Raw genomic sequence first — 23,037 nt, 5'->3', positions numbered from 1 at the left:
GCACGTCAGACGCGCGGCGCCTCACCGAACAGGTCCACGGCGGCGCGGACCTCCGACAGCCCCCGCGAGAGGGCGCTGACGGAGCCGACCGCGCTGGCGATCAGTAACAGAGAGCGGCGCAGCCGCGGTATCTCCGGCACGCCGCCGGCCGCCATCGCGGCCAGCGCGGCGAGTTCGTCCTCGGCGATCGCCCGGTCGGGGAACTCCACCGGGTGTGCGGCGAGTTCACGCCGCAGCCGGGACACCGCGGTCCGCAGTCCCGTCACTCTCGGATCCTCGTCGCTGCCGGTCACTGGCGTCTGCCCCAAGCTCCGCAACACAGCCCTCCCCCTCGCGCTCCGTCGTGCGCCCGCGCTTCCCATGCCCCCGGCGCACGCCCCCCGCGGCACTGGACGCGGGCCAGTAAACGCCAACCGGTGCGGGCTGCGCCAGCGTGCGGACCGAAATTCAGTCCTTGGAAACCGGCCGCTCCCCTCGAAGTCGGGTATCCAGGACGCATGACGGAGAACCACCATCGGGTCGCCGGGCTGCTGCTGGCCGCGGGCGGCGGGAGACGGCTGGGCGGACACCCCAAGGCGCTGCTCGAACACCGGGGCCGGCTCCTGGTGGAGCACGCGGCCGGAGTCCTGCGCGCGGCCGGCTGCGCACCCGTGCACGTGGTCCTGGGGGCCGGCGCGGACGTCGTACGGCAACGGGCGGACCTGTCCGGATGCATGCTCGTCGACAACCCGGCATGGCAGGAGGGCATGGGCACGTCGCTGCGGGCGGGACTGGACTCGCTGGCCGGCAGCGGCGCGCGGGCCGCGCTCGTCCTGCTCGTGGACCAGCCGGGCATCGGGCCGGAGGCGGTCGCGCGGGTGCTCGGCGCCTACCGGGACGAGACCTCGCTCGTCTCGGCGGCGTACGACGGTGCGCGCGGCCACCCCGTACTGCTCGGCGCGGCGCACTGGGCGGGCATCGCGGCGACCGCGACGGGCGACCGGGGGGCGCGCGCGTATCTACGGCAGCGGTCCGGGGCCGTCGGGCTCGTCGAATGCGGGGACGTGGCACGGCCGTACGACATCGACACGGAGGCCGACCTCGCCCGCCTCGAGCGATCGACGGATCATTGATGTTCCACGATGAGGAAACTAGTATCCATTCTCCAGAAGGGTCGCCGGTCGTTTCAGATGGTTCCACCTGAAGGAGTGACAGCTCATGTCCGCACCAGCGCCGTCCGGACCGGTCGTCGTCGACGCCGACCCCCTGCCCCGGCAGGAGGAGGTCCTGACCGCTGCGGCGCTCGCCTTCGTGGCCGAACTGCACCGGCGGTTCACTCCGCGCCGCGACGAGCTCCTCGCCCGCCGTGCCGAGCGGCGGGCCGAGATCGCCCGCACCTGTACGCTCGACTTCCTGCCCGAGACCGCCGCGATCCGCGCGGACGACTCCTGGAAGGTGGCCCCGGCCCCCGCCGCCCTCGAAGACCGCCGGGTGGAGATCACCGGCCCCACCGACCGCAGGATGACCGTCAACGCGCTCAACTCCGGGGCGCGGGTCTGGCTCGCCGACTTCGAAGACGCCTCCGCCCCCACCTGGGAGAACGTGGTCCTCGGGCAGCTCAACCTGATCGACGCCTACACGCGGAACATCGACTTCACCGACCCCGGGTCCGGCAAGTCGTACGCGCTGCGCCCCGACGAGGAGCTGGCGACCGTCGTGATGCGCCCGCGCGGCTGGCACCTGGACGAGCGTCATCTCGTCGACGCCGACGGCCGCCGGATCCCCGGCGCGTTCGTCGACTTCGGGCTGTACTTCTTCCACAACGCACGGCGCCTGCTCGAGCTCGGCAAGGGGCCCTACTTCTACCTGCCGAAGACCGAGTCGCACCTGGAGGCCCGCCTCTGGAACGACGTGTTCGTCTTCGCGCAGGACTACATCGGCGTCCCGCAGGGCACCGTCCGCGCCACCGTCCTGATCGAGACGATCACGGCCGCGTACGAGATGGAGGAGATCCTCTACGAACTGCGCGACCACGCCTCGGGGTTGAACGCGGGCCGCTGGGACTACCTGTTCTCCATCGTCAAGAACTTCCGTGACGGCGGGCCCAGGTTCGTCCTGCCGGACCGGGCCGCGGTCACGATGACGGCCCCGTTCATGCGCGCGTACACCGAGCTCCTCGTCCGCACCTGCCACCGGCGCGGCGCGCACGCGATCGGCGGCATGGCGGCGTTCATCCCCTCGCGCCGGGACCCGGAGGTCAACAAGGTCGCCTTCGAGAAGGTCCGCGCCGACAAGGACCGCGAGGCGAACGACGGCTTCGACGGCTCCTGGGTCGCCCACCCCGACCTGGTCCCGATCGCCATGGAGTCCTTCGACAAGGTGCTCGGCGACAGGCCGCACCAGAAGGACCGGTTGCGCGAGGACGTCCACGTCGAGGCGGCCGACCTGATCGCGATCGACTCCCTGGACGCCAGGCCGACGTACGACGGCCTCGTCAACGCGGTCCAGGTCGGGATCCGTTACATCGAGGCGTGGCTGCGCGGCCTCGGCGCGGTCGCCATCTTCAACCTCATGGAGGACGCGGCCACCGCCGAGATCTCCCGCTCGCAGATCTGGCAGTGGATCAACGCGGGAGTCGAGTTCGAGCACGACGGGACCACGGTGCGGGCCACACCGGAGCTGGCCCGGAAGGTCGCCGCCGGGGAACTCGCCGCGATCCGCGCGGAGACGGGCGAGGAGGCGTTCGCGGCCGGGCACTGGCAGCAGGCCCACGACCTGCTGCTGAAGGTCGCCCTCGACGAGGACTACGCGGACTTCCTGACGCTGCCGGCGTACGAGCAGCTGACGGGCTGACCTTTCCGGCGACGGCTCACCCCAGGTGGACCGACCAGTCCTGTTCCGCGGCCGGCTTGCCGTGCAGGTCGGGGACCCGCTTGAGCCAGTTCGGCCGGCCCTGCTGGGTGCGTTCCGCTCGGCGTGCCTCCTCGGCGGCGAGTTCCGCCCGGGTGGGGAAGCCGGTCGGCAGCCAGGCCGCGGAGGCCCGCACGCGCGCGTGGAGGTGGTCCACGTACGCCGCCCGGACGTCGTCCGGCGTCGCGAAGCCCTCCTCGCCGGCCAGCCAGGCGTCCGGGACCTCGGCCGCGACGTCCCGCAGCAGCTCCCGGGTGACCTTCCCGGCCAGCTCTGCGTCGGCGGCCCGCACATCGGGGGCGTAGCGGCCGAGCGCGTGGTGGCGGAAGTCGTACGCCTTCGCGGGGTCGGAGGCACCCCAGCGGTGGTGGAAGATGAGCGCGGCACCGTGGTCGATGAGCCACAGGCGCGGCGGGACCGTCCCGAGGGTCGGCCAGACCATGAGGTTGGAGCTGTGGACCGTACGGTCGACGTTCACGGTCAGGGCGTCCAGCCAGACGATCCTGCCCGCCTCGACCGGGTCCACCGGGAAGGTCTCGGCGACCTCGGGGGTGAAGTCCCTGGCACCCGGCAGGTAGTCCATTCCCAGGTTGGTCCCGGCGCTGGCGCCGTGCAGTTCCCGCACCTCCTGGTGGGGTTCGTGGGCGGCGATCGCCGGATCGAAGTGGACGAGGACGAGTTCGGGGAAGCGCAGGCCCAGGGCACGGGCCAGTTCCCCCACGATCACCTCGGCGACGAGGGCCTTGCGGCCCTGCGCGGAGCCGGTGAACTTCACGACGTACGTGCCCAGGTCGTCGGCCTCGACGACGCCGGGGACGGAGCCGCCGGAGCGCAGGGGTGCGATGTAGCGGTTGGCAGTGACCTCTCTCAGCATTTTCCAAGGTCCCATCGCCGGCATGAAGTGAACATAGTAACCAGGAGTGACAGTCGGGCGGTCGAGACCGTCGGCCGTCGCCCGCCGGGTGAGCCGATCGTCAGCGTTCGGCCCGGGGCTCCCCGGCGGTCCAGTCCCAATCGGTGATCGTGGTGCGCAGCAGCCGGGCGGTGGTCGACAGGTGGCTTCCGGTACCCCAGTAGAGGGTGACCGTGCGACGGCAGTCGGGGCTGTCGACGGGGATCCAGGCGCCGGGGGCGTGCGGGAAGCTGCGGCCGGCGAAGGCGGGGACGAGACCGATGCCCAGTCCCGCGCTGATCAGGTGGGCGATGGCGCTGTGTTCGTCGCTCTCGCAGACGATCTTCGGAGTGAGGCCCCGGGCGGCGAAGAGCCGGACGAGCAGCCGGCGCAGCCAGTGTCCCTCGCGGGCGGTGACGAAGGGCTGGTCGGCGAGTTCATCGATGGTCACGGACGTACGGCCCGCCAGTGGGTGATCGAGTGGCATGCCCACACCCACCGCCTCGTCGAACAGTTGCACCGCCTCCAGGCCCTCGGCGTGGATCGACTGCGAGGCGACACAGAAATCGACCTCTTGGGCACGCAGGCGACGGGCCATCTCCTCGGGTGGCGACCAGTGGAGCTCGATCTCGACGGCGGGGTGCGCGCGCTTGAAGGCCGCCAGTGGCCCGGTGAGGGTGAGGAAGGTCTCCGACGCCAGTCTCACGGTGCCCAGGCCCTCGCGGGTGGCCTCGACGACGGCACGCCGCCCCGCCTCGAGTTCACCCAGGGCGCGTTCGACATGATCGCGGAAGATCTTGCCGCTGTCGTTCAGCCGGAGGCGACCGCCCCGATCAAACAGAGGTACGCCCAGTTCGCTCTCCAGCCGGGCGATGGTCCGGCTCAGCGACGGCTGGGCGATGCGAAGTTCCTCGGCGGCCCGGCTGAGGTGCTCCAGGCGTGCCACCACCAGGAACTGCTTGAGGGGGCTCAGCTCCATCATGCCTCCTGATGCATAGCACCATAGCAATATTCATCTTGGACAAGATAACGCACGAGTCATAGCGTCAAGCCGTGAGCCACCGGGATCTCACCCCGAAGGGAACGGCTATGACCGCACAGCACGAGGTGGACGAGGCCAAGATCCGCCGGCACATCGGCAAGATCGCCGAAGGACTCCAGGACAAGGATCTCGAGGGCCTGAAGCGGCTCTACGCGACGGACATCGTCTCCTTCGACGTCCAGCCCCCGCTTCAGCACGTGGGAGTCGAGGCGAAGCTCAGGAACTGGGCGCCCGTGTTCACGTCCTTCGAGACCGTGACCTATGAGGTCCGCGATCTGACACTCACCGTGGGCGACGAACTGGCCTTCGGGCACGCCTTCGCCCGCCTCGGCGGCACGCTCGAGGACGGGACGCCGATCAGCGGTATGTGGGTCAGGGTCACCTACTGCCTCCGGAAGATCGACGGCACATGGCTGATCGTGCACGACCAGGTCTCGGTACCGCTCGACGTCTCGACCGGAACCGGAGTGATCGACCTCGAGCCCTGATCCCACCACCCCCGCCGCGTCGCCACGACACCACATCCATGGAGGAAGATCATGAACCCCGTCCCCGCGACGATCGAGATCCCGGGTTACCAGGTCGGCACCTGGAAGGCCGACCCGGTGCACTCCGAGATCGCCTTCACCGTCCGGCACCTCATGATCAGCAAGACACGTGGCCGGTTCACCTCCTACGACGTCACCCTGGTCACGAGCGAGGACCTGCTGAGCTCTTCGGTCACCGCGACGATCGACCTCGCGTCCATCGACACCGGCAACGAAATGCGTGACAACCACCTTCGCACCGCCGACTACCTCGAGATCGAGAAGTACCCCACGATGAGCTACCGCTCGACCGGCGTCCGCCGGACCGCCGACGGTTGGGCCGTCGACGGTGAGCTGACGTTGCACGGCGTCACACGGCGGGTACCAATGGCCGTCGAGGTGAACGGGTTCGGCCCGGACCCGTGGGGCGGACAGCGGGCCGGCTTCTCCGCCACCGCGGAGATCGACCGGCACGACTTCGGCATCGACCTCCGCACCCCGCTGGAAGCCGGTGGCGTCACGGTCGGCGACAAGGTGTCGATCAGCCTGGAGATCCAGGCCGTTCTCCAGAAGCCGGACGGCGTACCCGCCTCCGACGGCGAGTGAGGAGCGCGGCTCATGGTCACAACCGGCAGACTCCGCCGGGCCGCGTCGGCCCGATCCGATGCCGCGCATGGCAGACGGTCCTCTGCATGGACATTACGTGCGGTGGTCAGCGCGCACACCGTCGCGCTCTTCGGTCAGCCCGTGTTCGCCGGCGTCTATCTGAGCGGTGACTACGACGCCCTGCGCTGGCACGCGCTCGGCGCCGACGTCGTCACCTCCCTCGGCTACGTTCAGTTGGTCGCGGCGATCGCGGTCTGGGTCCGGCTGCGCCAGGTCTGGCCGTTCGCCGCCACGCTGGCGTTGGTGGCGGCCGAGACGGTGCAGTACTTCGCCGGCCTGGACGGAGCGCTGTGGCTGCACCTCCCCCTGGGCGTGCTGACCGTCGTGGCGCTCGCCGTGCTGTTCATCGCCGTATGGCGGCAGCCCCTCCTGCAGCCGGCCCCGCACACGGCTTCGGCCCAGCGCGAGGAGGACATCAGTGTCTGAGATGCATGAGGCTCGTGAACTCGGCAGGCGCCGGGTCCTCGGCATCGGCGGCGCGCTCGGGCTGACGGCGGTCACCGGACTGGCGACCGCGGCGCGCCTGGCACGCCGCCCGGCCGCCACCGGCGACCAGTTGCGAAGCGGTGTCCCGCTGCCGCCCGCGTTCCAGGTGCCGTTGCCGCTGCCGTCCGTCCTCGAGCCGGTCGGCGCCTCGGGCGGCGTGGACCGGTACGAGATCACCCAGCGGGAGGCGGCCCTGGAAATCCTGCCCGGCGTCAGGACGCCGATGTGGACCTACGGTGGGACGTTCCCGGGTCCGACGATCGAGGCGCGCCGCGGCCGCCCGGTCACGGTGACGCATCACAACGAGCTGCCCGTACCGACAGTCGTGCACCTGCACGGCGGACGGACCCCGGCCGCCTCCGACGGCTATCCGACCGACCTCGTCCTGCCGAAGAACTGGCCGGAACCCTCGACCCACACGATGCACGGCATGCGCGGCACGCACGGCACGAGCGGCATGGACGACATGCGGGGCATGCACGATCCGAAGGCCGTGGTGACCAGGCTGACGCGGGACTACACGTTCCCGATGGACCAGCGGCCGACGCTGCTCTGGTACCACGACCACCGAATGGACTTCACCGCCCCCGCGATCTGGCGCGGCCTCGCCGGGCTGCACATCATCCGCGACGATGCCGAGGACTCGCTCGGTCTGCCCTTCGGGCCGCGCGAACTGCCGCTCATGATCGCCGATCGGGCGTTCGACGACCACGGCAACCTGCGCTACCCCTCCCTCGACCCGGCCCTGCGCGAACAGCCAGGTGTGGAGGAGGCCTACCTCGCGGGAGTCCTCGGCGACGTGATCCTGGTCAACGGCGCCCCGTGGCCCGTGCACGAGGTCGACGCCGTCCGGCACCGACTGCGCGTCCTGAACGCGTCCAACGCCCGCCACTACGACCTCGAAGCGGTCACCGACGACGGACGCCGCCTCGACCTCGTCCAGGTCGGCGCCGACCAGGGGCTGCTCACCACGCCGGTCACCCACCGCTCCCTGCCGATCGCCCCGGCTGAACGCTACGACGTGGTCGTGGACTTCGCGGGCGTCCCGGTCGGCGGCCGCGTCCGGATCGTCAACCGGCTGGGCTCCGGGCGCACTCGGGACGTCATGGCCTTCCGGGTCGCGCGCAAGGCCGCCGACCACAGCCGCATCCCCCGCCGCCTCTCCCACGACCTGCCGGCCTGGCGCCGGTCGGACGCCACGCGGACACGCGACTTCTCCTTCCGCGCCGGACGCATGCGCGGAGGCCACGGATGGCTGATCGGAGGGCTCCCGTTCGACCCGTCCCGCTCCGACGTCACCACCCGGCTCGGCGACATCGAGGTGTGGCGGCTGATCGCGGACGTCCACCACCCCGTCCACCTTCACCAGGTCGGGTTCCGGGTGCTGGCGCGCAGCGGAAGCAGGCCGCTCCCCCACGACGCGGGACTCAAGGACACCGTCTCGCTCCGCCCGGGTGAATCGGCGGAGATCATCACCCGCTTCGACGGCTATCGCGGCCGCTACCTCTTCCACTGCCACAACGCCGAACACGAGGACATGGGAATGATGGCCAACCTCGAGATCATCTGACTCCCGGGTCGCATGGAGTCAGGTACGGGCCAGCGGGTTGGGCAGCGGCAGGTAGCGGGCGTCCGCGCCGTCCGCCCCGGTCCAGCGCAGCAGCAGGTTGGTCTTGCCGGGCAGGGTGGGCGAGGCGAGCAGCGCGGGGATCTCCGGGAGGTCGTGGGCGGCGAGGGCGCGGCGGGCGGCGGGCCACGGGTCCAGGCCCGGGTGGTGCTCGGCCAGGGCGGCGGCGATCTCGGTGAGGTGGTTGACGACGAGGCAGTACACCAGCCGTTCCCAGCCGGCCGCGCGGGAGACGTCGGGCAGCAGTTTCACGCCCTCGGCGTCCCGGAACAGCGCCTGGACCGGCATGCCGGAGGTGTCGACGGCGACCAGGGTGTTCTGCAGGTGCGCCTCCAGCACCACGCCGTGCTCGGCGAAGGCGGTCAGGGCCGGGGGGACGACCTGGTGCAGGTAGGCCTCCCACCAGGCCGCCGGGTCGGCGGCGTGTGCGAGGGGGTTGCCGTCGAAGCCCTCGACGAGTCCGGCGGCGAGCAGCGGGGTCGCGCCGGGGAGCAGGTGGTCGCGCAGGCCGTCGCGGACCAGGACGGCGAGTTCCTCGAAGGCGAAGGCGGCGGTGCGGTAGCCGCGGTCACCCATCCAGGCCGCCGGGCCGGTCCACACGGTGAAGGCGTGGGTCACGGCCGTGTCCGCACGGCGCAGTTTCGCCAGGTCGTGGCGCCACAGGCGGCGGATGTCGTTGGTGATGCGCACGTCCAGGCTGAACTTCAGGTGGAGGTCGCGGCGCGGCTCGTAGACGGTGCGCACCGCCGCCGTCGGCCAGACCGGGAACGGGGCCGTGCCCAGGCGGATCAGGCGGCCGTCGGCGAAGGCCGGTTCGAGGCCGGGGCCGGTGAGGTCGAGCTGCCAGGGGTGGGCGGGCAGCAGCCGGTAGCCGGGCGGGGCCGTGCCGAGGGTGTCGAGCGGGGTGGTGTCGCCCTCCTCGGCCACCTGGTCCTCGCGCACGCCGAGCAGCACCAGGGGGAACCGGGCGTGAGCCTCCGGGGCGTAGGGCAGCCATGCGGTGACGGGGCCCCCGCCGCGCGCCTTGGGCGCGGGATGGTGAGGATGGCCTGTGATGAGGGACTGTTCCGAACGCAGGTACGGGTCGGTGGGCGGCGTCGTCCGGGCGCGCGCGGCGAGCAGCGCGGCGACCGCCTCCCGGCTGTCGATCATCTCGGTGGGCAGGTCGTCGTTGGTCAGTCCGGTGTGCCGCCGCAGTTCCTCGGCGACCAGTTTGACCAGCTCGGCGTGGCCGACGCGCCGCCAGGTGCCCTCGTTGCGCACCTCCGGCTCGGCGGGCCGCCGCTCGCCGCGCACCCGCAGCAGGCGGCCGGTGCCGGGCAGCCGGTACACCCGCCGCTCCCCCGTCGTGGCGAGCGGTTCGGCGACCTCCCGCAGCAGACAGTTCAGCAGGGGCGCGGACGCGTACGCGTCGGCACTGGGGTGCATGTGGTCCACGCGATCCATTCGTTCTTCGTGCGGGGGCGGCTTAGCCCCGGGGTCCGATCGCGATCAGTATGTCTGTCGTCCCTGGCATTCCCGCCCGTTCTACTCCGTACCCGAGGAGCCGACCGTGTACCGCCCGCCCGTCTCCCAGCACCGCCCTTCCGAGGAAGGCCCTTCGGGCTCCCCCGCCGCCGAGGCCGAGATGGCCGAGGAACTGGCCGCCGTCCGGCCGGATCTGGTGCCCCGGTACACGGCCGCGCTGCCGGGTGCGCGGGCGGCGGTGCTGACCCGCCTGTGGCGGGCGCTCGCGCACGAGCCGCTGCCCTGGGTCACCCGCCGGGCGGCCGGGCCGGGAGGCGTGACGCTGTCGCTGGCCGACGGGCGGGCGCTGCGCGGCCCGTACGCGGACCCGTACGCGACCGACGCGTACGCCGGCGTCGTCCACCTCGACGGTGTGGCGTACGACGACCCGGCCCGGCTGATGACGGACCTCGCGGTGCCGCACTGCACCGCCTTCGCCGCCGAGCTGGGGAACAGTGCCGCGTCGATGGCGCTCTCCCGGGCGGGGGCGCCGAACCCCTCGGGGGATTGGCCGGGGCAGGACTGGGAGTGGGAGCAGCGGGTGGTCGACGGGCACCCCTTCCATCCCAACTGCCGGTCCCGGCCGGGTTTCTCCGTGGCCGAGCAACTCTCCCACGCGCCGGAGCACCGGCCGGTGGTGGAGCTCGGGACGGTCCCGGTCCCGGCCCGGGAGTGCCTGGTGGCCGGGGCGTGGCCGGACGAACTGCGGGACGGGGAGCGGCTGCTGGTACCGGTGCACCCGTGGCAGGCGGCACACGTGCTGAGGCGCCCGTACGACCCCTGGTCCCCCGCCCATCCCCTGATGTCGCTGCGCACCCTCTCGCTGCCCGGGGCGGTGCACGTCAAGACCGCGCTGAGCGCCCGGCTGACGTCCTCGGTGCGGGACATCTCGGCGTACTCGGTGGAGGTGTCGGCGACGCTGTCGGCGTTCGCGGAGGACCTGGCGGCCCGTACGGACGGCCTGTTGCACGTGACGCGGACCCTGGGCGCGGTGACCGCCGGCTCCCCCGACCTCGCGGCGGTGCTGCGCGAGTCGCCGCAGGTGTACGCCGCCGCGGGCGAGCGCGTCCTGCCGGTGGCCGCCCTCGCCGGCACGGATCTGCCCCGATCCCCCGCCTGGCTGGCCGACTTCGCACGCCTCGCCCTCCGGGTGGGCCTACGCCTGCTGGAGCTGGGCGTGGCCCTGGAGGCCCACGGCCAGAACCTGCTGGTCGTCCTGGCCCCCGACGGCGGCCCTCGCCGCCTGGTCTACCGCGATCTCGCCGACATCCGGATCAGCCCGGACCGGCTGGCCCGCGGCGGTGTCCGAGTGCCCGATCTGACGGGCCGGCTGATCACCGATGACGAAACGGCCCTGCGTCGCAAGCTGTTCGGCTCCCTGGTGGCCGGCGCCCTCGCCGGGACGGCCGGTTCCGGTGCGGCCCTGGGCGCGGCGCTGGAGGCGGCCGTACGGGATCTGACGCCCGGTCCGGACGTGACAGCCCTGCGTGAAGAGCCGGTTCCCGCCAAGGCGTTGACGCTGATGCGGTTGTCCCCCCGGACGCCCGGCGACCAGTGGGCGGCCCTGCCCAACCCGCTCGTTTTGGAGCACGGCACCCGAGATCAATAAGATCCGCCGATGATCAGAAGACAACGGCTGGCGGCAGGGATCTGTGCCCTGCTCGCCGCGCTGACGGCAGGGCTCGCTTTCCCCGCCGGGGCGGTGGCCGACGAGACGGACGACAAGGCCGCTCCCAAGGTGGAACTCGTGCTGGACGTCAGCGGTTCCATGCGTGCCCGGGACATCGACGGCGGGTCGCGGATGGCCGCGGCGAAGCAGGCGTTCAACGAGGTGCTCGACGCGACGCCCGAGGAGGTCCAGCTCGGCATCCGGACGCTGGGCGCCAACTACCGCGGCAATGACCGGAAGACCGGTTGCAAGGACACCGCGCAGCTCTACCCGGTCGGTCCGCTGGACCGGACCGAGGCCAAGACGGCGGTGGCCACCCTGACGCCGACCGGCTGGACCCCGATCGGTCCCGCGCTGCTGAAGGCGGCCGGAGATCTCGACGGTGGTGACGGTACCCGCCGGATCGTCCTGATCAGCGACGGCGAGGACACCTGCCAGCCGCTGGACCCGTGCGAGGTGGCCCGCGAGATAGCCGCCAAGGGCATCGGGCTGACCATCGACACGCTGGGGCTGGTGCCCGACGCCAAGACCCGTGAGCAGCTCAGCTGCATCGCGGACGCCACCGGCGGCACCTACACCGACGTGCGGCACAAGGAAGAACTCAGCGACCGCGTCGGTCAGTTGGTGGACCGGGCGGCCGATCCGGTGGTGACGCCGGTGGCCACGGAGGGCGCGAAGCAGTGCGCGAGCGCGCCTTCGTTGAAGTCCGGCCTCTACACGGACCGCGAGGAGTTCGGGCAGCAGCGCTGGTACAAGGTGGACGTCGACCCCGGCCAGGAGCTGCGCGCCTCGGTGAGCGTGGCCGACGACCGGGCGACCAACCCGGACTACGGCGTGCTGCTGCGGGCGGTCACGGTGCACGGCCGCGAGATCGTGCGCGGCGAGGCCGCGGGCAACGGCCGTACGGACGTGATCTCGACGGGGCTGCGCTACCCGAGACCGGAGAGCGACGACGAGGACGCTCCCGCCGAGACCGTTTGTCTGCAGGTCACCAACTCCTACTCGGCGCCCGCCGGTGTGAAGACCACGCCCGGTATGCCGCTGGAGCTCACCGTCGACGTCGTGGACGGTCCGGACAAGGCGAGCGACGTGGCCTCCTTCGGTCTCGGTCGCGGCTGGTGGCTGCTCGGCGTGCTGGTGCTCATCGGCTTCGTCGCGGGTCTGCTGTGGGGCTGGCTGTCGCGCTGGCGGGTCGCGGTCTGGAGGACGAACTGATGCGCATCACACGTGTACTGAGTGCCGCGTTGCTGGCCCTCGGGGCCACTCTGGGCCTGGCCGCGGGCCCCGCGGTCGCCGACTCCTCGCCGTCCCCGAGCGCCTCGGACGACGGCAAGGCGCCCACCCAGGCGGGCACCTCGTTCCGTACGGCGACCGAGATCGACCAGGGTGAGCAGGCGACCGCCAGCGGTTCCACCGGCGACTACCTGTACTGGTCGTTCCCGGCCGACTCCGGTCAGCGTCCCACGGTGAAGGCGAAGGTGAAGCTGCCCGGCACGCAGGCCGCGCAGACCTGGCAGATCGACGTGTACGACGGTCTGCGCCGCCGTCAGTCCTGCCAGTACGGCGCCCAGACCCGCACCGCCGCGCAGGGCGCCTCCGCCGTGGAGCTGGCCTGCGTCCTGCGCACGGTGCGCGCCTGGTCGGAGCCGTGGGCGAACGACCCGCTGCCGGGGGCGTACTACATCCGGCTGACGGTCCTCGACCTGGGCTCCTCCGACCTCGGCAAGCCCGTGAACGCCGAGGTCCGCGTCGACTCCAAGGACATCGGCGGCTCGGCCGCGGTGGACGGCTCGCTGGGCAAGCCGCTGGTCCCCGGGATCTCCGCCAAGTCCCAGGGGGGCGAGGACGGTTCTGGGAAGTCGGCCGTGCTGTCCGCCGTCGAGCCGGACGACGGCTGGTCCTCCGGCTGGTGGTCCGACCGCTGGGTGTGGACCGCGGTGGGCGGTGTGCTGGCCGCGCTCGCCGGTATCGGCGGATACGCGCTGACCCGCGGCTCGGGACGGCCCCCTGGGGTGCCACCGAACGCCTGATCCACCCGGGAGGGCCCGCCACCGGCGGGCCCTCCGCTCTTTCTCACGCCTCCCGCAGCGCCTTGGCCACCGCGCCGTCCCCGGTCACCTCGACCCGCCCGTCCCGCACCGCCTCCCCCAGCCCCAGCTCGCCGCGCGCGAGGGCCGTGCAGGTCCCGGCGTCCGTCACGAGCCGGGCGTCGGGCTCACCGGGAGCCGGTCCGTCGCCGTACACCGGCCCGTCCCCGGCGCCGGGGTGCAGGTGGAAAACACCTTCGTCCAGCCGGACTTCGACGAGCCCCGCCTCCCCCTCCAGCTCCCGCAGCAGCGGCAGCGCGAACCAGTGGGCGCGCACCGCGTCGGTGGGCCGCCGCTCCCCCAGCTCGGGCCCGCCCCACTCGCCCAGCGCCTGCAGCACCGGCAGCAAGTCCCGCCCCTGCCGGGTGAGTTCGTACACGTAGGCAGCCCCTGGTGGAGGCAGCCGGCGCCGTGTCGAGAGCCCGTCCCGCTCCATGTCCTTCAGCCGCGAGGCGAGTACGTCCGTGCTGACGCCGGGCAGGTCGGCGTGCAGGTCCGTGTAGCGGCGGGGACCGGCGAGCAGCTCCCGGACGATCAGCAGGGTCCAGCGGTCGCCCACGAGGTCGAGGGCGCGGGCGGCTGAGCAGTACTGGTCGTAGCTTCGGCGAGGTGACATGTCCCGCAGTCTAGACATGTCGTTGGACTTTCCAAGCGGGGACTTGGTAAAACCAAGCAACACACCGAACCGGAGGGGCGAGCGCGCATGGAGTTCCGGCAGTCGAACAAGCTCAGCGAGGTCTGCTACGAGATCCGCGGCCCGGTGATCGAGCACGCCGACGCGCTGGAGGCGGCGGGGCACAGCGTGCTGCGCCTGAACACCGGAAACCCCGCGGTCTTCGGCTTCGAGGCGCCGGAGGAGATCCTCCAGGACATGATCCGCATGCTGCCGCAGGCCCACGGCTACACGGACTCGCGCGGCATCCTCTCCGCCCGCCGGGCGGTCGCCGGGCGCTACCAGGCCCTCGGCCTGGAGGTCGGCGTCGACGACGTGTTCCTCGGCAACGGCGTGTCCGAGCTGGTGTCGATGGCCGTACAGGCCCTGGTGGAGGACGGCGACGAAATCCTCATCCCGGCCCCGGACTTCCCCCTCTGGACGGCGGTCACGACCCTGGCCGGCGGCAAGGCGGTGCACTACCTCTGCGACGAACAGGCCGACTGGTACCCGGACCTGGACGACATGGCGGCGAAGATCACCGACCGCACCAAGGCCGTCGTCATCATCAACCCGAACAACCCCACCGGCGCGGTCTACCCGAAGGAGATCGTCGAGGGCATCCTCGACCTCGCCCGCCGGCACGGCCTGATGGTGTTCGCCGACGAGATCTACGACCAGATCCTGTACGACGACGCCGTGCACCACTCGGCCGCCGCGCTCGCCCCCGACCTGGTCGTCCTCACCTTCTGCGGCCTGTCGAAGACCTACCGGGTGGCGGGCTTCCGCTCCGGCTGGCTGGTGGTGACCGGCCCGAAGCAGCACGCGAAGGACTACCTGGAGGGCCTGACCATGCTGGCCTCCATGCGGCTGTGCGCCAACGCGCCCGCACAGTACGCCATCCAGGCCGCGCTCGGCGGGCGGCAGTCCATCCGCGAACTGACCTTGCCGGGCGGGAGGTTGTACGAGCAGCGCAACGTGGCCTGGGAGAAGCTCAACGAGATTCCGGGCGTGTCCTGCGTGAAGCCCAAGGGAGCGCTCTACGCCTTCGCCCGCATCGACCCCAAGGTGCACCCCATCCACGACGACGAGAAGTTCGTCCTGGACCTGCTGCTGCGCGAGAAGATCCAAGTCGTCCAGGGCACCGGCTTCAACTGGCCCACGCCCGACCACTTCCGCATCCTGACCCTGCCGTACGCGGACGATCTGGAGGCGGCGATCGGACGGATCGGGCGGTTCCTGAGCGGGTACCGGCAGTAGCCGGGCCGGCAGGCCGTCATGCGGACCTGACCGTGATGTCTGCGTCGGATGTGCTCAGGTCCAACGCGTACTTGGCGGACGGGTCGGTGGGCACGGAGATGTGAGGGCTGCCGCTGGTGACGTTGGTGGATACCCGATAGGGGCCGGTGGGCGCGGTGACGGTGACGTCACCATCGGAGGTCTTCACCCACACGTTCTGCGCCACCGCCGGGCTGATGGAGACCGAGCCGTTGGACGTCCTGGCCCTGACCCCGCCGCCTCTGAGGCCCTTCGCCTCGACCTCGCCGTTCGAGGTGCGCAGGTCGACCGGCCCGGTCGCGCCGTCCACGGTCATGTCCCCGTTGGTGGTGGACACCTTCACCTCGCCCACGGCGGACAGGTCCACGTCCCCGTTCGTCGTCGAACCGGTCACCGGCAGGTCCGCCGGCACGTCGACGGTGTAGTCCACCGAGCAGTGCCGACCGCAGCCGGCGAGCACCAGGACACCGTTCTCGACACGGTAGGTCGGTGACGTCGGCTTGTCGCCCCGGTAGGTGACCTTGCGGTGGACCGACACCTTCGTGGCGCCCTCGGTGCCGCGCACCTCGAGCCCGCCGTCCTGGTCGTCCAGTCGCACCCCGGTGATCTTCCCCGACACGGCGTGGTCGTCCTTGAAGGTCTTGTCGTCGAGCGCACCGCACGCCCCGAGCACTCCTGTCGCGATCACGGTCACGGACGCAGCCGCGAGTAAGCGGAGCCGCTGGTGCATGAGTGTCTCCCCGTGTGCACAAGTCGCCGAGCGCGTCGGCGGTGTGGTCGAATCACCAGGTCGGACTCATGATCGAATCCGCCATGGCGGCGACGCTACAACGCGCGCGACGAGCCCCGCCATGGGGATATCCCCCCATGTCGCGAGGGCCCATGAGGCGGACGCCGCGCAGGTCAGTCAGTCACCTGTAGATCTTGCCGGGCTCGGCCTTGGACGGAGCGAGCAACTGGGAGACGGTCACGAAGGTGTAGCCCTGCTTGCGGAGCGCCTTCAGGATCGAAGGCATGGCCGGAACGGTGCCCTTGTGCAGCGGGTGGAGCAGGATGATCCCGTCTCGGTCGGCGCCGTCGAGCACGCGCTTGGTGATCAGCGCGGAGTCGTCCGTCTCGTAGTCCTTCGCGGTCACCGTCCACAGCACCTGCGCCATTCCCAGTTCCTTCGCGACCTTGGAGACGCGGTCGTCGGTGCGGCCCTGGGGCGGGCGCATCAGCGTCGGCTCACTGCCGGTGAGACCCGAGATGGCCCGTGCCGTGCGGCGCAGCTCCTCGCGGATCTGCGCATCGGAGACATCGGTCAGTACCGCGTGCGTCCAGGTGTGGTCCCCGATCTCGTGGCCGTCCTTGGCGATCCGCCGCACCACATCCGGGTACTTGTGGATGCGCCGGCCCTCCAGGAAGAACGTCGACGGCGCCTTGTACTTCTTCAGGAGGTCCATCAACCGGTCGGTGGGTTCGCCCGGGTTGCCGTCGAAGGTGAGCGCGATGCACTTGACCTTCCGGCAGTCCGACTGCCCCGCCGGTACGCCTGCTGAGGGCGCGGCCCGGTCACGTTCCTCGCGCGGAGAGAGCGTCTCCATCTTGTTCGCCTGGATGACCATGACGACGGTCACCGTCACGGCCGCCACAACGGCCAGGGTCAGGAGTATGAGCAGGCGAGGCCGTCTCTTCAGGATCTTCACGTCAAGGAGAAGATCTCAACACCAAAAGGGTTGCCCAGCGGTCTCGATAGTGAGGCAGAACACGTGCGTGCAGCGCTTTCAAGCGAGCTGCGGCGCGACCTCGGCCCCTTGCGTTGTGAGATGACCTCAAGTCCAAAGCCCGATGATCAAGGCAACGGCGGTGACGGTGCTGAGGAACGCCGTGGGGTGACGGCCCGATCCGAAGGCGCCCCCGGCCCGCGCCACGCCGTACTTGGTGGAGCCAAAGGCGCCTCGCCGTACGGCCCTTGGGAGCTCTACCTCAGCCAACCTGCCCCGTCGGCCGCACCGTGATGTGGTTGATGTCCACGTCCGCGGGCTGGTTGACGGCGAAGACGATGGTGTCCGCGATCTGCTCGGCGGTCATCGTGGCGGCTGCCTCGGGGGTGCCGCCCCGGGCCTGCCAGAAGGGGGTGTCCACGATGCCGGGGGCGACAACGGTGACGCCGACTCCGTCCTGGCCGACCAGGAGGCGGGTGTTCTCGGCGAGGGCGTGGGCGGCCCACTTGGTGACGGAGTAGAGGTTGCCGGGAGTGTGGCGGACGCCGGCGACCGAGCCGATGATCACGATTCGGCCCTTGGAGGCCCTCAGGTGGGGCAGGGTCTCCTGGATCAGCAGGGCGGGGCCCAGGACGTTGGTGAGGATCATGGCGCGCATGTCCTCAGGGGCGTGGGTCTCCAGGTTGCCGGGCAGGGAGAAACCGGCGTTGGCTATGACATTGTCCAGCCGGCCCCAGGTGTCCAGCACGTGGCGGACGGCGGCGGCGACGTCATCTGCTTCACCGGCGTCGCCGGTGATCGTCAGCAGCCGCTCGCCCGCCCCCGCGATGGTGGCGAAGGCGGCCAACTTGCCCACGTCGCGTCCGGTGACGGCCACGCGGTGGCCCTGCTTGAGCAGGGCGCGGGCGGTGGCGGCGCCGATTCCGGTCGAGCCACCCGTGATCAGCGTGACGGGTTCCATGGGACGGCCTCCTCGGCGACGGGGTCATCGGGGCAAAGCGCCTGCACTCTACCCAGCGGTCTTCGACGCTCGCTCCCGGCTTTCTCGGACGGCTTGGCCTCCACGGCCCGGCATCCGATCGACCAGGGGCCGTCCGACGCTGCTGCCGTACGCGGACGACCTGGAAGCGGCGATCGGGTGGATCGGGCGGTTTCCGAGTGGTTGTCGGCAGTAACGGAACGACAGTTGACCTCAACCGTGCTTCAGGTTCTACGGTCAAAGTCATGACAGAGATCATTCCCCAGCGCTACCACCGCTCGGTGGTGCCGCACATCATGGTGTCCGACGCGGACGCCGCCATCGCCTTCTACACCACCGCCTTCGGGGCGGTCGAGGAGTTCCGGCTCGCCCATCCGCAGGGAGGCATCATGCACGCCGAGATCCGGATCGGCGAGTCCGCGCTGATGCTCGGTGACGTCTCGGAAGGGCCGTTCACCGCTCCGGCCGCGCTCGGTGGCACCTCGGTCGCCCTGCACGTGTTCGTATCCGACGTGGACGAGCTGGCGAAACGGGCGGTGACGGCGGGCGCCGAGCTGGTCCAGGCACCCGCCGACCAGTTCCACGGCGACCGTACGGCGATCCTGCGGGACCCCTACGGCCACCTGTGGGTGTTCCTGACCCACCTGGAGAACCCGTCGGAGGAGGAACTGCTCCGCGGCCTGGCGGCATCCGACCACGGTCGCCCGTAGCAGGGCGGCGGCACGGCGGTCAGCCCAGGGCGACCTCGCACCAGACCGTCTTGGTGTACGGGTCCTGGCAGGTCGTGCCCCAGTGGGTGGACAACGCCTCGACGAGGAGGAGGCCCCGGCCGGACTCGCTTTCAGGTGAGGTCGACCGGAGGGTGCCGGGGGCGGGTGGGCGGCTGTCGGCGCGGGCGTCGGTCACCTCGATACGGACCGTGGGGCCCTCCCGGTGGAGGGTGATCCGCAGCCGGAAGTCCCGGCCCGGCACCCGGCCGTACACAACGGCGTTCGTGGCGAGTTCGGCCACCAGCAGTGTGGCGGTGCGGTTGGCCTCGCAGTCGTACGGCCAGCCCCATGCATGGAGCCGCTCGGCCGCGAGGTGGCGGGCGAGACGCGCGCCCTTGGGGGTGGCCGAGAGACGGATGGTGAAGTGGTGCGTGGGGACGGTGCGTTCATCCGTTGTGGGGGCGATATCGGCGTTCATGTCGCCCAGAGTGGTCGGCTCTTCCTACCTTGAACAGCAACGACGCCAGTACGGAGCGTTGCTGTCCGGTCACCGTCCGGGCTTGTCCGGAGGGTGACGCGTGACGCTGCGGTCCTGTGGGGCGTTGGGTAGCGGCTGGATGTGGAGGTGGGTGCATGGAAGCGCACGGCGGCGAGGACGAGGAGTCGGCGGCCGTACTGCGGACGGTCGGCAAGGTCGTCAAGATGTGGCGGGAGCGGAAGGCGCTCACCCAGGCCGAGTTGGGGGCGGCCATCGGGTACAGCGAGGAGCAGGTGTCCTCGGTCGAGCGGGGGCGGCGGGCACCGAAGCCGCAGTTCCTCGAGGCGGCCGACCGGGTGCTGGACGCGGGCGGGATGATCGCGGGGCTGAAGAAGGACGTGGAGGAGGCCCGGTACCCGAAGAAGGTGCGGGATCTGGCGAAGTTGGAGGGGGAGGCGGTTGAGATCTGCGCCTACGACAACTCCGTCGTCAACGGCCTCCTACAGACCGAGGAGTACCTGAGGGCCGTGTTCGGCTCGCGGCGACCCGCTTTCTCCGAGGAGGAGGTGGAGCAGCTTGTTGCCGCGCGGCTGGCACGGCAGACGATCATCGACGCAAAACAGATGACCCCCGCCTTCAGCTTCGTGCATGATGAGGCTGCGCTGCGGAGGCGGGTCGGGGGCAGAATGGTGCTACGCCGACAGCTCGAACGGCTGTTGGACATCGGGCAAAGGCGGAATGTGGAGATCCAGGTACTCCCCATGGATCGCGAGGACAACGCCGGTCTCGGCGGACCTTTCCACCTCCTGCGGCTCAGGGAGGGTGCCACGGTGGGGCACAACGAGGTACAGCGGACCAGTCGACTGATCTCGGAGCCCAAGGAGGTCCAGATCCTGGAGCTGCGCTATGGAGTCATCCGCGCCCAAGCCCTTCCGCCGCGAGAGTCCCTGGCCTTCATCGAGAAAGTCCTTGGAGAGACATGAGCGTGCAGCCCCCGGCCGGTCACGGCTCCGAGTTGGAATGGTTCAAAAGCAGCTACAGCACCGACGACGGGCCCGCCTGCGTCGAGGTCGCTTCCGCCCTGGGCACCATCCACGTACGGGACTCGAAGCACAGGCAAGGCCCCCAACTCGCCTTCGGCCGGCAGGAATGGGCCGCCTTCGTCTCGTACGCCGCTGATCACTGACCCTCAACCTGCCAGCGGTGACCCCACACGGTGAGCCGTGCCGTCGGCGTCCACGTACGCGAACTCCCGGAGGTTGTAGGGCGTGTCGGCCGGCTCGACGAAGCGGCCCTCGACACCGGAGGCCTTCCACTCCGCGTAGACGGCGTCGGCGTCGCTCACGTAGAGGTAGAGGACGGCTCCCGTGCGGTGAGGGTCGTGCTCGGACCACTCCGAGAGGTGGACCGACACCGAGCCCCGCTCGACGAAGCCGTAGCGATCCGGACCCTCGTAGCGTTGCGCCGTGAAGCCCAGACGGCGGTACCGATCCAGAGCGGCATCAAGGTCCCGGACGGGGACGACGGGGGCGACGCTGCTGAAGACGACTTCCGGCATCCGGGCAGTCTCGCAGACAGACACCCCCGAACGCAGCGGCGAATCAGGCCCCGTGGGCGCACCGGTCCAGTTCCTCACCGATGGCCGTGCGCAGCCCGTCGTGTCGCGGGCCGAGCCGGTGGCGCTCGTCGCTCCACGTCTCGCGTGGGTACAGCCACACCGGGAGCCCGACCAGGTCGGCCGGCTCCCATTCGTAGCGCGGCCACACGTGCGCGTGGAGGAAGTCGTCGGTGTTGCCGAGGATCTCCAGGTTCACGCGCCGGAAGGCGGGGTCCAGCCGTCGGCAGGCCCGCTCGACGGCCTCGCCGAGCCGGTCCATGTCCGCCAGGAAGTCCAGGCGCCGATGCCTGGGCAGGTCCGACAGCCGCCGCACCGCCGGGTCGTCCGCCAGCAGCACCGTGTACCCGGGAAGGAACTGGACGTCGCCGATCACGGCGAAGCCCGCGTCCAGGCGCCGCAGCACCGTGGGGTTCTCGCCCCGGAGGGCGCTGCCGATCCGGTCGTTGCGCCAGTCGTCGCTCATGACCCGCGACTTTATCGGGCCGCGGCGGCCGTCTGGCCCAGCCGGACCTGCGGCTCGCGGGTGGCCTGTGGCACGGTGCTGACAGGCGAGCGGGAAGGGCGCGGGCGTGGGTGATCTCTTTCTCGTCCGGCACGGTGAGACCGAGTGGTCGCGGTCCGGGCGGCACACCGGGTGGACGGACGTGCCCCTGACCGAGCAGGGGCGGGAAGAGGCGCGGCGGCTGGTGCCGCTGGTCCGGGAGCTGCGGATCGGGGCGGCGTTCGTCAGTCCGTCGCGGCGGGCGCGGGAGACCGCCGAGCTCATCGGGGTGGACGACGCCCGAGTCGATGCCGATCTACGGGAATGGGACTACGGCGGGTACGAGGGTGTCACCACCCCGGAGATCCAGCACACCCGGCCCGGCTGGTTCCTGTTCACCGACGGGGTCGCGCCGGGGCCGCCCGAGCACCCCGGTGAGACCCCGGAGCAGGTCGGGGAGCGCGCCGACCGGATGCTGGCCAAGGTGGACGCCGCCGACACCGACGTGCTGCTGGTGGCGCACGGTCACTTCCTGCGGGTCCTCACCGCCCGTCGGCTGGGGCTGCCGCCGCGGGACGGGGCGCTGTTCCAGTTGGCGACCGGGACACTGTGCCGAATGGGCACGGAGCACGGGCGGCCGGTGATCGCGGGATGGAACATCAGGCCGCAGACGTAGAGTGCCGATGCAACCCAGCTCCTACCGCTGGCCTCCGCCGAACCCTGGCTGACGCGCCTGACGCGGCAAGCGTCGGCAACCTGGGTTTGATCAGGCGCTCGGCTTGCGGCGCCGGCCCCGGACAGATGCACCAAGGGTGAAAGCGCGCGACTTGCCCGTTCTGCAAGGGCGGCTACTGACACTCTGCTGACGGTGGTGACCGGTCAGCCCGTCGTACCGCGCAGTCGGGGGCGCAGGTTGCCACACGGGGTGGCAGACATGCTGAGGGGGACGGCGTGAAACGGGCGCGCGAAGTGCCACGTCACGTGGCATGCGTGATGGACGGGAACGGCCGGTGGGCGGCGCAGCGGTCGCTGCCGCGCACGTCGGGGCATCGTGCCGCGGAGACCACGGTGATCGACGTCATCGAGGCGGCTAGGGCGGCGGGTGTCGAATGGTTGAGCCTGTACGCCTTTTCCACCGAGAACTGGCGCCGGCCGAACGCCGAAGTCGACTTCCTCATGCAACTGGTGCGCCGCGTGGTACGAAAGCACGCTCCGCTCCTGCACGCGCGCGGGATCCGCTGCCGCTTCCTGGGTGTCACGGACCCGCGGATTCCCCCGGCACTGGCCCGGGACTTCGCCGACCTGACGACCCTGACCGGTGACAACCGGGGCATGACGCTGACCGTCGCGTTCGATCACGGGGGGCGCAGGGACATCGTCGAGGCCGCACGGTCGCTGATCCACAGCGGAATACCGGCCGAGGCCGTGACCGAACAGAGCTTCGCCGCCCATCTGCCCTTCCCCGACACTCCCGACGTCGACCTGGTCATCCGGACCTCGGGTGAACAGCGCATCTCCAATTTCATGCTCTGGCAGGTCGCCTACGCCGAATGGGTGTTCCCGCCGGTGCTGTGGCCCGACTTCCGCGCGCCGCACTTCCTTCAGTGCCTGCACACGTACCGACAACGCGATCGCCGCTTCGGCGGCGTGCTGCCGAACCAGAACGGAGAAGTGTGACCGTGAGCAACGCAGACGGCGGCCACCCCAGCGGCGGAACCGGCGACGGCGCCACCGGCCAGGGGAG

General features: G+C 70.9%; 26 protein-coding genes. 15 read left to right on the top strand and 11 right to left on the bottom strand.

Features of this window, described 5'->3' with window-relative positions:
* Window positions 1–5 precede the first annotated feature (5 nt).
* Complete coding sequence (locus ACFYZQ_RS15640; protein WP_389146990.1) at window positions 6–320, bottom strand: DUF5955 family protein; 315 nt, start codon at window positions 318–320, stop codon at window positions 6–8.
* Between the two features lie 177 nt (window positions 321–497).
* Between ACFYZQ_RS15640 and ACFYZQ_RS15635 the strand changes: the two genes are divergently transcribed.
* Window positions 498–1,112 carry an NTP transferase domain-containing protein gene (locus ACFYZQ_RS15635; RefSeq protein WP_389146988.1) on the top strand — a complete coding sequence of 205 codons (615 nt, stop codon included), beginning with the start codon at window positions 498–500 and terminating at the stop codon, window positions 1,110–1,112.
* A gap of 85 nt (window positions 1,113–1,197) precedes the next feature.
* Entirely contained in the window at window positions 1,198–2,832 is a 1,635-nt protein-coding gene (aceB, locus tag ACFYZQ_RS15630) for a malate synthase A (protein ID WP_389146985.1), read from the top strand.
* 16 nt (window positions 2,833–2,848) lie between these two features.
* On the opposite strand, the gene ACFYZQ_RS15625 is transcribed toward aceB, so the two are convergent.
* Window positions 2,849–3,763, bottom strand: a complete 915-nt coding sequence (locus tag ACFYZQ_RS15625; protein ID WP_389146982.1) for a HipA family kinase — start codon at window positions 3,761–3,763, stop codon at window positions 2,849–2,851.
* Between the two features lie 100 nt (window positions 3,764–3,863).
* A complete protein-coding gene (locus tag ACFYZQ_RS15620; protein ID WP_389146979.1) occupies window positions 3,864–4,763 on the bottom strand; it encodes a LysR family transcriptional regulator in 900 nt (299 codons plus the stop codon).
* Window positions 4,764–4,870: 107 nt separating this feature from the next.
* Here ACFYZQ_RS15620 and ACFYZQ_RS15615 point away from each other — a divergent pair, with 107 nt between their 5' ends.
* From ACFYZQ_RS15615 to ACFYZQ_RS15600, 4 genes are all read left to right on the top strand, one after another.
* Complete coding sequence (locus tag ACFYZQ_RS15615) at window positions 4,871–5,311, top strand: YybH family protein (RefSeq protein ID WP_389146976.1); 441 nt, start codon at window positions 4,871–4,873, stop codon at window positions 5,309–5,311.
* Between the two features lie 51 nt (window positions 5,312–5,362).
* On the top strand, window positions 5,363–5,956 hold the full coding sequence (locus ACFYZQ_RS15610; protein ID WP_389146973.1) for a YceI family protein: 594 nt from the start codon (window positions 5,363–5,365) through the stop codon (window positions 5,954–5,956).
* A 102-nt stretch (window positions 5,957–6,058) separates the two neighbouring features.
* The gene (locus tag ACFYZQ_RS15605; protein ID WP_389146971.1) at window positions 6,059–6,442 is read left to right on the top strand and encodes a hypothetical protein; all 384 of its coding nucleotides are present in this window, start codon (window positions 6,059–6,061) and stop codon (window positions 6,440–6,442) included.
* Between the two features lies 1 nt (window position 6,443).
* Window positions 6,444–8,072 carry a multicopper oxidase family protein gene (locus tag ACFYZQ_RS15600; protein ID WP_389147396.1) on the top strand — a complete coding sequence of 543 codons (1,629 nt, stop codon included), beginning with the start codon at window positions 6,444–6,446 and terminating at the stop codon, window positions 8,070–8,072.
* 18 nt (window positions 8,073–8,090) lie between these two features.
* Here the strand turns inward: ACFYZQ_RS15600 and ACFYZQ_RS15595 are convergent, their stop codons facing one another.
* On the bottom strand, window positions 8,091–9,575 hold the full coding sequence (locus ACFYZQ_RS15595) for an IucA/IucC family protein (RefSeq protein ID WP_389146968.1): 1,485 nt from the start codon (window positions 9,573–9,575) through the stop codon (window positions 8,091–8,093).
* 181 nt (window positions 9,576–9,756) lie between these two features.
* Here ACFYZQ_RS15595 and ACFYZQ_RS15590 point away from each other — a divergent pair, with 181 nt between their 5' ends.
* Genes ACFYZQ_RS15590 through ACFYZQ_RS15580 form a run of 3 tightly spaced genes read left to right on the top strand, consistent with a single transcriptional unit; the run spans window position 9,757 to window position 13,334 of the window.
* Window positions 9,757–11,244: an IucA/IucC family protein gene (locus ACFYZQ_RS15590; RefSeq protein ID WP_389147393.1), complete on the top strand. Its 1,488-nt coding sequence runs from the start codon at window positions 9,757–9,759 to the stop codon at window positions 11,242–11,244.
* A 9-nt stretch (window positions 11,245–11,253) separates the two neighbouring features.
* On the top strand, window positions 11,254–12,519 hold the full coding sequence (locus ACFYZQ_RS15585; RefSeq protein ID WP_389146965.1) for a VWA domain-containing protein: 1,266 nt from the start codon (window positions 11,254–11,256) through the stop codon (window positions 12,517–12,519).
* Window positions 12,519–13,334 (top strand): hypothetical protein, encoded by an 816-nt coding sequence (locus ACFYZQ_RS15580; protein WP_389146963.1) that lies wholly within the window; start codon window positions 12,519–12,521, stop codon window positions 13,332–13,334. The genes ACFYZQ_RS15585 and ACFYZQ_RS15580 overlap by 1 nt, the downstream gene beginning before the upstream one ends.
* A 43-nt stretch (window positions 13,335–13,377) precedes the next feature.
* Here the strand turns inward: ACFYZQ_RS15580 and ACFYZQ_RS15575 are convergent, their stop codons facing one another.
* Entirely contained in the window at window positions 13,378–14,007 is a 630-nt protein-coding gene (locus ACFYZQ_RS15575) for a winged helix-turn-helix transcriptional regulator (RefSeq protein WP_389146961.1), read from the bottom strand.
* Between the two features lie 87 nt (window positions 14,008–14,094).
* Between ACFYZQ_RS15575 and ACFYZQ_RS15570 the strand changes: the two genes are divergently transcribed.
* Window positions 14,095–15,303 (top strand): pyridoxal phosphate-dependent aminotransferase, encoded by a 1,209-nt coding sequence (locus tag ACFYZQ_RS15570; RefSeq protein WP_389146958.1) that lies wholly within the window; start codon window positions 14,095–14,097, stop codon window positions 15,301–15,303.
* A 16-nt stretch (window positions 15,304–15,319) separates the two neighbouring features.
* Here ACFYZQ_RS15570 and ACFYZQ_RS15565 read toward each other — a convergent pair whose 3' ends face one another.
* The 3 genes from ACFYZQ_RS15565 to ACFYZQ_RS15555 form a co-directional block, all read right to left on the bottom strand.
* The gene (locus ACFYZQ_RS15565) at window positions 15,320–16,051 is read right to left on the bottom strand and encodes a DUF4097 domain-containing protein (protein WP_389146955.1); all 732 of its coding nucleotides are present in this window, start codon (window positions 16,049–16,051) and stop codon (window positions 15,320–15,322) included.
* Window positions 16,052–16,232: 181 nt separating this feature from the next.
* Complete coding sequence (locus ACFYZQ_RS15560; RefSeq protein WP_389146952.1) at window positions 16,233–17,009, bottom strand: polysaccharide deacetylase family protein; 777 nt, start codon at window positions 17,007–17,009, stop codon at window positions 16,233–16,235.
* Window positions 17,010–17,289: 280 nt separating this feature from the next.
* A complete protein-coding gene (locus ACFYZQ_RS15555) occupies window positions 17,290–17,988 on the bottom strand; it encodes an SDR family oxidoreductase (RefSeq protein ID WP_389146949.1) in 699 nt (232 codons plus the stop codon).
* Window positions 17,989–18,251: 263 nt separating this feature from the next.
* On the opposite strand from ACFYZQ_RS15555, the gene ACFYZQ_RS15550 reads away from it, so the two are divergent.
* On the top strand, window positions 18,252–18,716 hold the full coding sequence (locus tag ACFYZQ_RS15550) for a VOC family protein (protein ID WP_389146946.1): 465 nt from the start codon (window positions 18,252–18,254) through the stop codon (window positions 18,714–18,716).
* Window positions 18,717–18,735: 19 nt separating this feature from the next.
* On the opposite strand, the gene ACFYZQ_RS15545 is transcribed toward ACFYZQ_RS15550, so the two are convergent.
* Window positions 18,736–19,194: an ATP-binding protein gene (locus ACFYZQ_RS15545; RefSeq protein WP_389146943.1), complete on the bottom strand. Its 459-nt coding sequence runs from the start codon at window positions 19,192–19,194 to the stop codon at window positions 18,736–18,738.
* 155 nt (window positions 19,195–19,349) lie between these two features.
* Here ACFYZQ_RS15545 and ACFYZQ_RS15540 point away from each other — a divergent pair, with 155 nt between their 5' ends.
* Together ACFYZQ_RS15540 and ACFYZQ_RS15535 are read left to right on the top strand one after the other, a co-directional pair.
* Window positions 19,350–20,177, top strand: coding sequence for a helix-turn-helix transcriptional regulator (locus tag ACFYZQ_RS15540; RefSeq protein ID WP_389146940.1), 828 nt, complete (start codon window positions 19,350–19,352; stop codon window positions 20,175–20,177).
* Window positions 20,174–20,380 (top strand): DUF397 domain-containing protein, encoded by a 207-nt coding sequence (locus ACFYZQ_RS15535; RefSeq protein WP_389146937.1) that lies wholly within the window; start codon window positions 20,174–20,176, stop codon window positions 20,378–20,380. The genes ACFYZQ_RS15540 and ACFYZQ_RS15535 overlap by 4 nt, the downstream gene beginning before the upstream one ends.
* 3 nt (window positions 20,381–20,383) lie before the next feature.
* Here the strand turns inward: ACFYZQ_RS15535 and ACFYZQ_RS15530 are convergent, their stop codons facing one another.
* Window positions 20,384–20,752 carry a bleomycin resistance protein gene (locus tag ACFYZQ_RS15530; protein WP_389146935.1) on the bottom strand — a complete coding sequence of 123 codons (369 nt, stop codon included), beginning with the start codon at window positions 20,750–20,752 and terminating at the stop codon, window positions 20,384–20,386.
* Between the two features lie 43 nt (window positions 20,753–20,795).
* On the bottom strand, window positions 20,796–21,275 hold the full coding sequence (locus ACFYZQ_RS15525; RefSeq protein ID WP_389146932.1) for an HIT family protein: 480 nt from the start codon (window positions 21,273–21,275) through the stop codon (window positions 20,796–20,798).
* Window positions 21,276–21,381: 106 nt separating this feature from the next.
* On the opposite strand from ACFYZQ_RS15525, the gene ACFYZQ_RS15520 reads away from it, so the two are divergent.
* Together ACFYZQ_RS15520 and uppS are read left to right on the top strand one after the other, a co-directional pair.
* A complete protein-coding gene (locus ACFYZQ_RS15520) occupies window positions 21,382–21,969 on the top strand; it encodes a histidine phosphatase family protein (protein WP_389146929.1) in 588 nt (195 codons plus the stop codon).
* A gap of 275 nt (window positions 21,970–22,244) precedes the next feature.
* The gene (gene uppS / locus ACFYZQ_RS15515) at window positions 22,245–22,970 is read left to right on the top strand and encodes a polyprenyl diphosphate synthase (RefSeq protein WP_389146927.1); all 726 of its coding nucleotides are present in this window, start codon (window positions 22,245–22,247) and stop codon (window positions 22,968–22,970) included.
* Window positions 22,971–23,037 lie beyond the last annotated feature (67 nt).

Origin of the sequence: Streptomyces sp. NPDC001843 (assembly GCF_042891955.1) — a bacterium.
GTDB lineage: Bacteria > Actinomycetota > Actinomycetes > Streptomycetales > Streptomycetaceae > Streptomyces.
Note: the sequence above shows the minus strand (reverse complement) of the source record. Positions and strands in the feature narration are given on the sequence as shown.

What these genes read in the sequence shown, in the direction of transcription:
- ACFYZQ_RS15635 (WP_389146988.1), top strand. Translation starts at nt 498, where the DNA reads ATGACGGAGAACCACCATCGGGTCGCCGGGCTGCTGCTGGCCGCGGGC.
- aceB (WP_389146985.1), top strand. Translation starts at nt 1,198, where the DNA reads ATGTCCGCACCAGCGCCGTCCGGACCGGTCGTCGTCGACGCCGACCCC.
- ACFYZQ_RS15625 (WP_389146982.1), bottom strand. Translation starts at nt 3,763, where the DNA reads ATGCTGAGAGAGGTCACTGCCAACCGCTACATCGCACCCCTGCGCTCC.
- ACFYZQ_RS15620 (WP_389146979.1), bottom strand. Translation starts at nt 4,763, where the DNA reads ATGATGGAGCTGAGCCCCCTCAAGCAGTTCCTGGTGGTGGCACGCCTG.
- ACFYZQ_RS15615 (WP_389146976.1), top strand. Translation starts at nt 4,871, where the DNA reads ATGACCGCACAGCACGAGGTGGACGAGGCCAAGATCCGCCGGCACATC.
- ACFYZQ_RS15610 (WP_389146973.1), top strand. Translation starts at nt 5,363, where the DNA reads ATGAACCCCGTCCCCGCGACGATCGAGATCCCGGGTTACCAGGTCGGC.
- ACFYZQ_RS15600 (WP_389147396.1), top strand. Translation starts at nt 6,444, where the DNA reads ATGCATGAGGCTCGTGAACTCGGCAGGCGCCGGGTCCTCGGCATCGGC.
- ACFYZQ_RS15595 (WP_389146968.1), bottom strand. Translation starts at nt 9,575, where the DNA reads ATGGATCGCGTGGACCACATGCACCCCAGTGCCGACGCGTACGCGTCC.
- ACFYZQ_RS15590 (WP_389147393.1), top strand. Translation starts at nt 9,757, where the DNA reads ATGGCCGAGGAACTGGCCGCCGTCCGGCCGGATCTGGTGCCCCGGTAC.
- ACFYZQ_RS15585 (WP_389146965.1), top strand. Translation starts at nt 11,254, where the DNA reads ATGATCAGAAGACAACGGCTGGCGGCAGGGATCTGTGCCCTGCTCGCC.
- ACFYZQ_RS15580 (WP_389146963.1), top strand. Translation starts at nt 12,519, where the DNA reads ATGCGCATCACACGTGTACTGAGTGCCGCGTTGCTGGCCCTCGGGGCC.
- ACFYZQ_RS15575 (WP_389146961.1), bottom strand. Translation starts at nt 14,007, where the DNA reads ATGTCACCTCGCCGAAGCTACGACCAGTACTGCTCAGCCGCCCGCGCC.
- ACFYZQ_RS15570 (WP_389146958.1), top strand. Translation starts at nt 14,095, where the DNA reads ATGGAGTTCCGGCAGTCGAACAAGCTCAGCGAGGTCTGCTACGAGATC.
- ACFYZQ_RS15565 (WP_389146955.1), bottom strand. Translation starts at nt 16,051, where the DNA reads ATGCACCAGCGGCTCCGCTTACTCGCGGCTGCGTCCGTGACCGTGATC.
- ACFYZQ_RS15555 (WP_389146949.1), bottom strand. Translation starts at nt 17,988, where the DNA reads ATGGAACCCGTCACGCTGATCACGGGTGGCTCGACCGGAATCGGCGCC.
- ACFYZQ_RS15550 (WP_389146946.1), top strand. Translation starts at nt 18,252, where the DNA reads ATGACAGAGATCATTCCCCAGCGCTACCACCGCTCGGTGGTGCCGCAC.
- ACFYZQ_RS15545 (WP_389146943.1), bottom strand. Translation starts at nt 19,194, where the DNA reads ATGAACGCCGATATCGCCCCCACAACGGATGAACGCACCGTCCCCACG.
- ACFYZQ_RS15540 (WP_389146940.1), top strand. Translation starts at nt 19,350, where the DNA reads ATGGAAGCGCACGGCGGCGAGGACGAGGAGTCGGCGGCCGTACTGCGG.
- ACFYZQ_RS15535 (WP_389146937.1), top strand. Translation starts at nt 20,174, where the DNA reads ATGAGCGTGCAGCCCCCGGCCGGTCACGGCTCCGAGTTGGAATGGTTC.
- ACFYZQ_RS15530 (WP_389146935.1), bottom strand. Translation starts at nt 20,752, where the DNA reads ATGCCGGAAGTCGTCTTCAGCAGCGTCGCCCCCGTCGTCCCCGTCCGG.
- ACFYZQ_RS15525 (WP_389146932.1), bottom strand. Translation starts at nt 21,275, where the DNA reads ATGAGCGACGACTGGCGCAACGACCGGATCGGCAGCGCCCTCCGGGGC.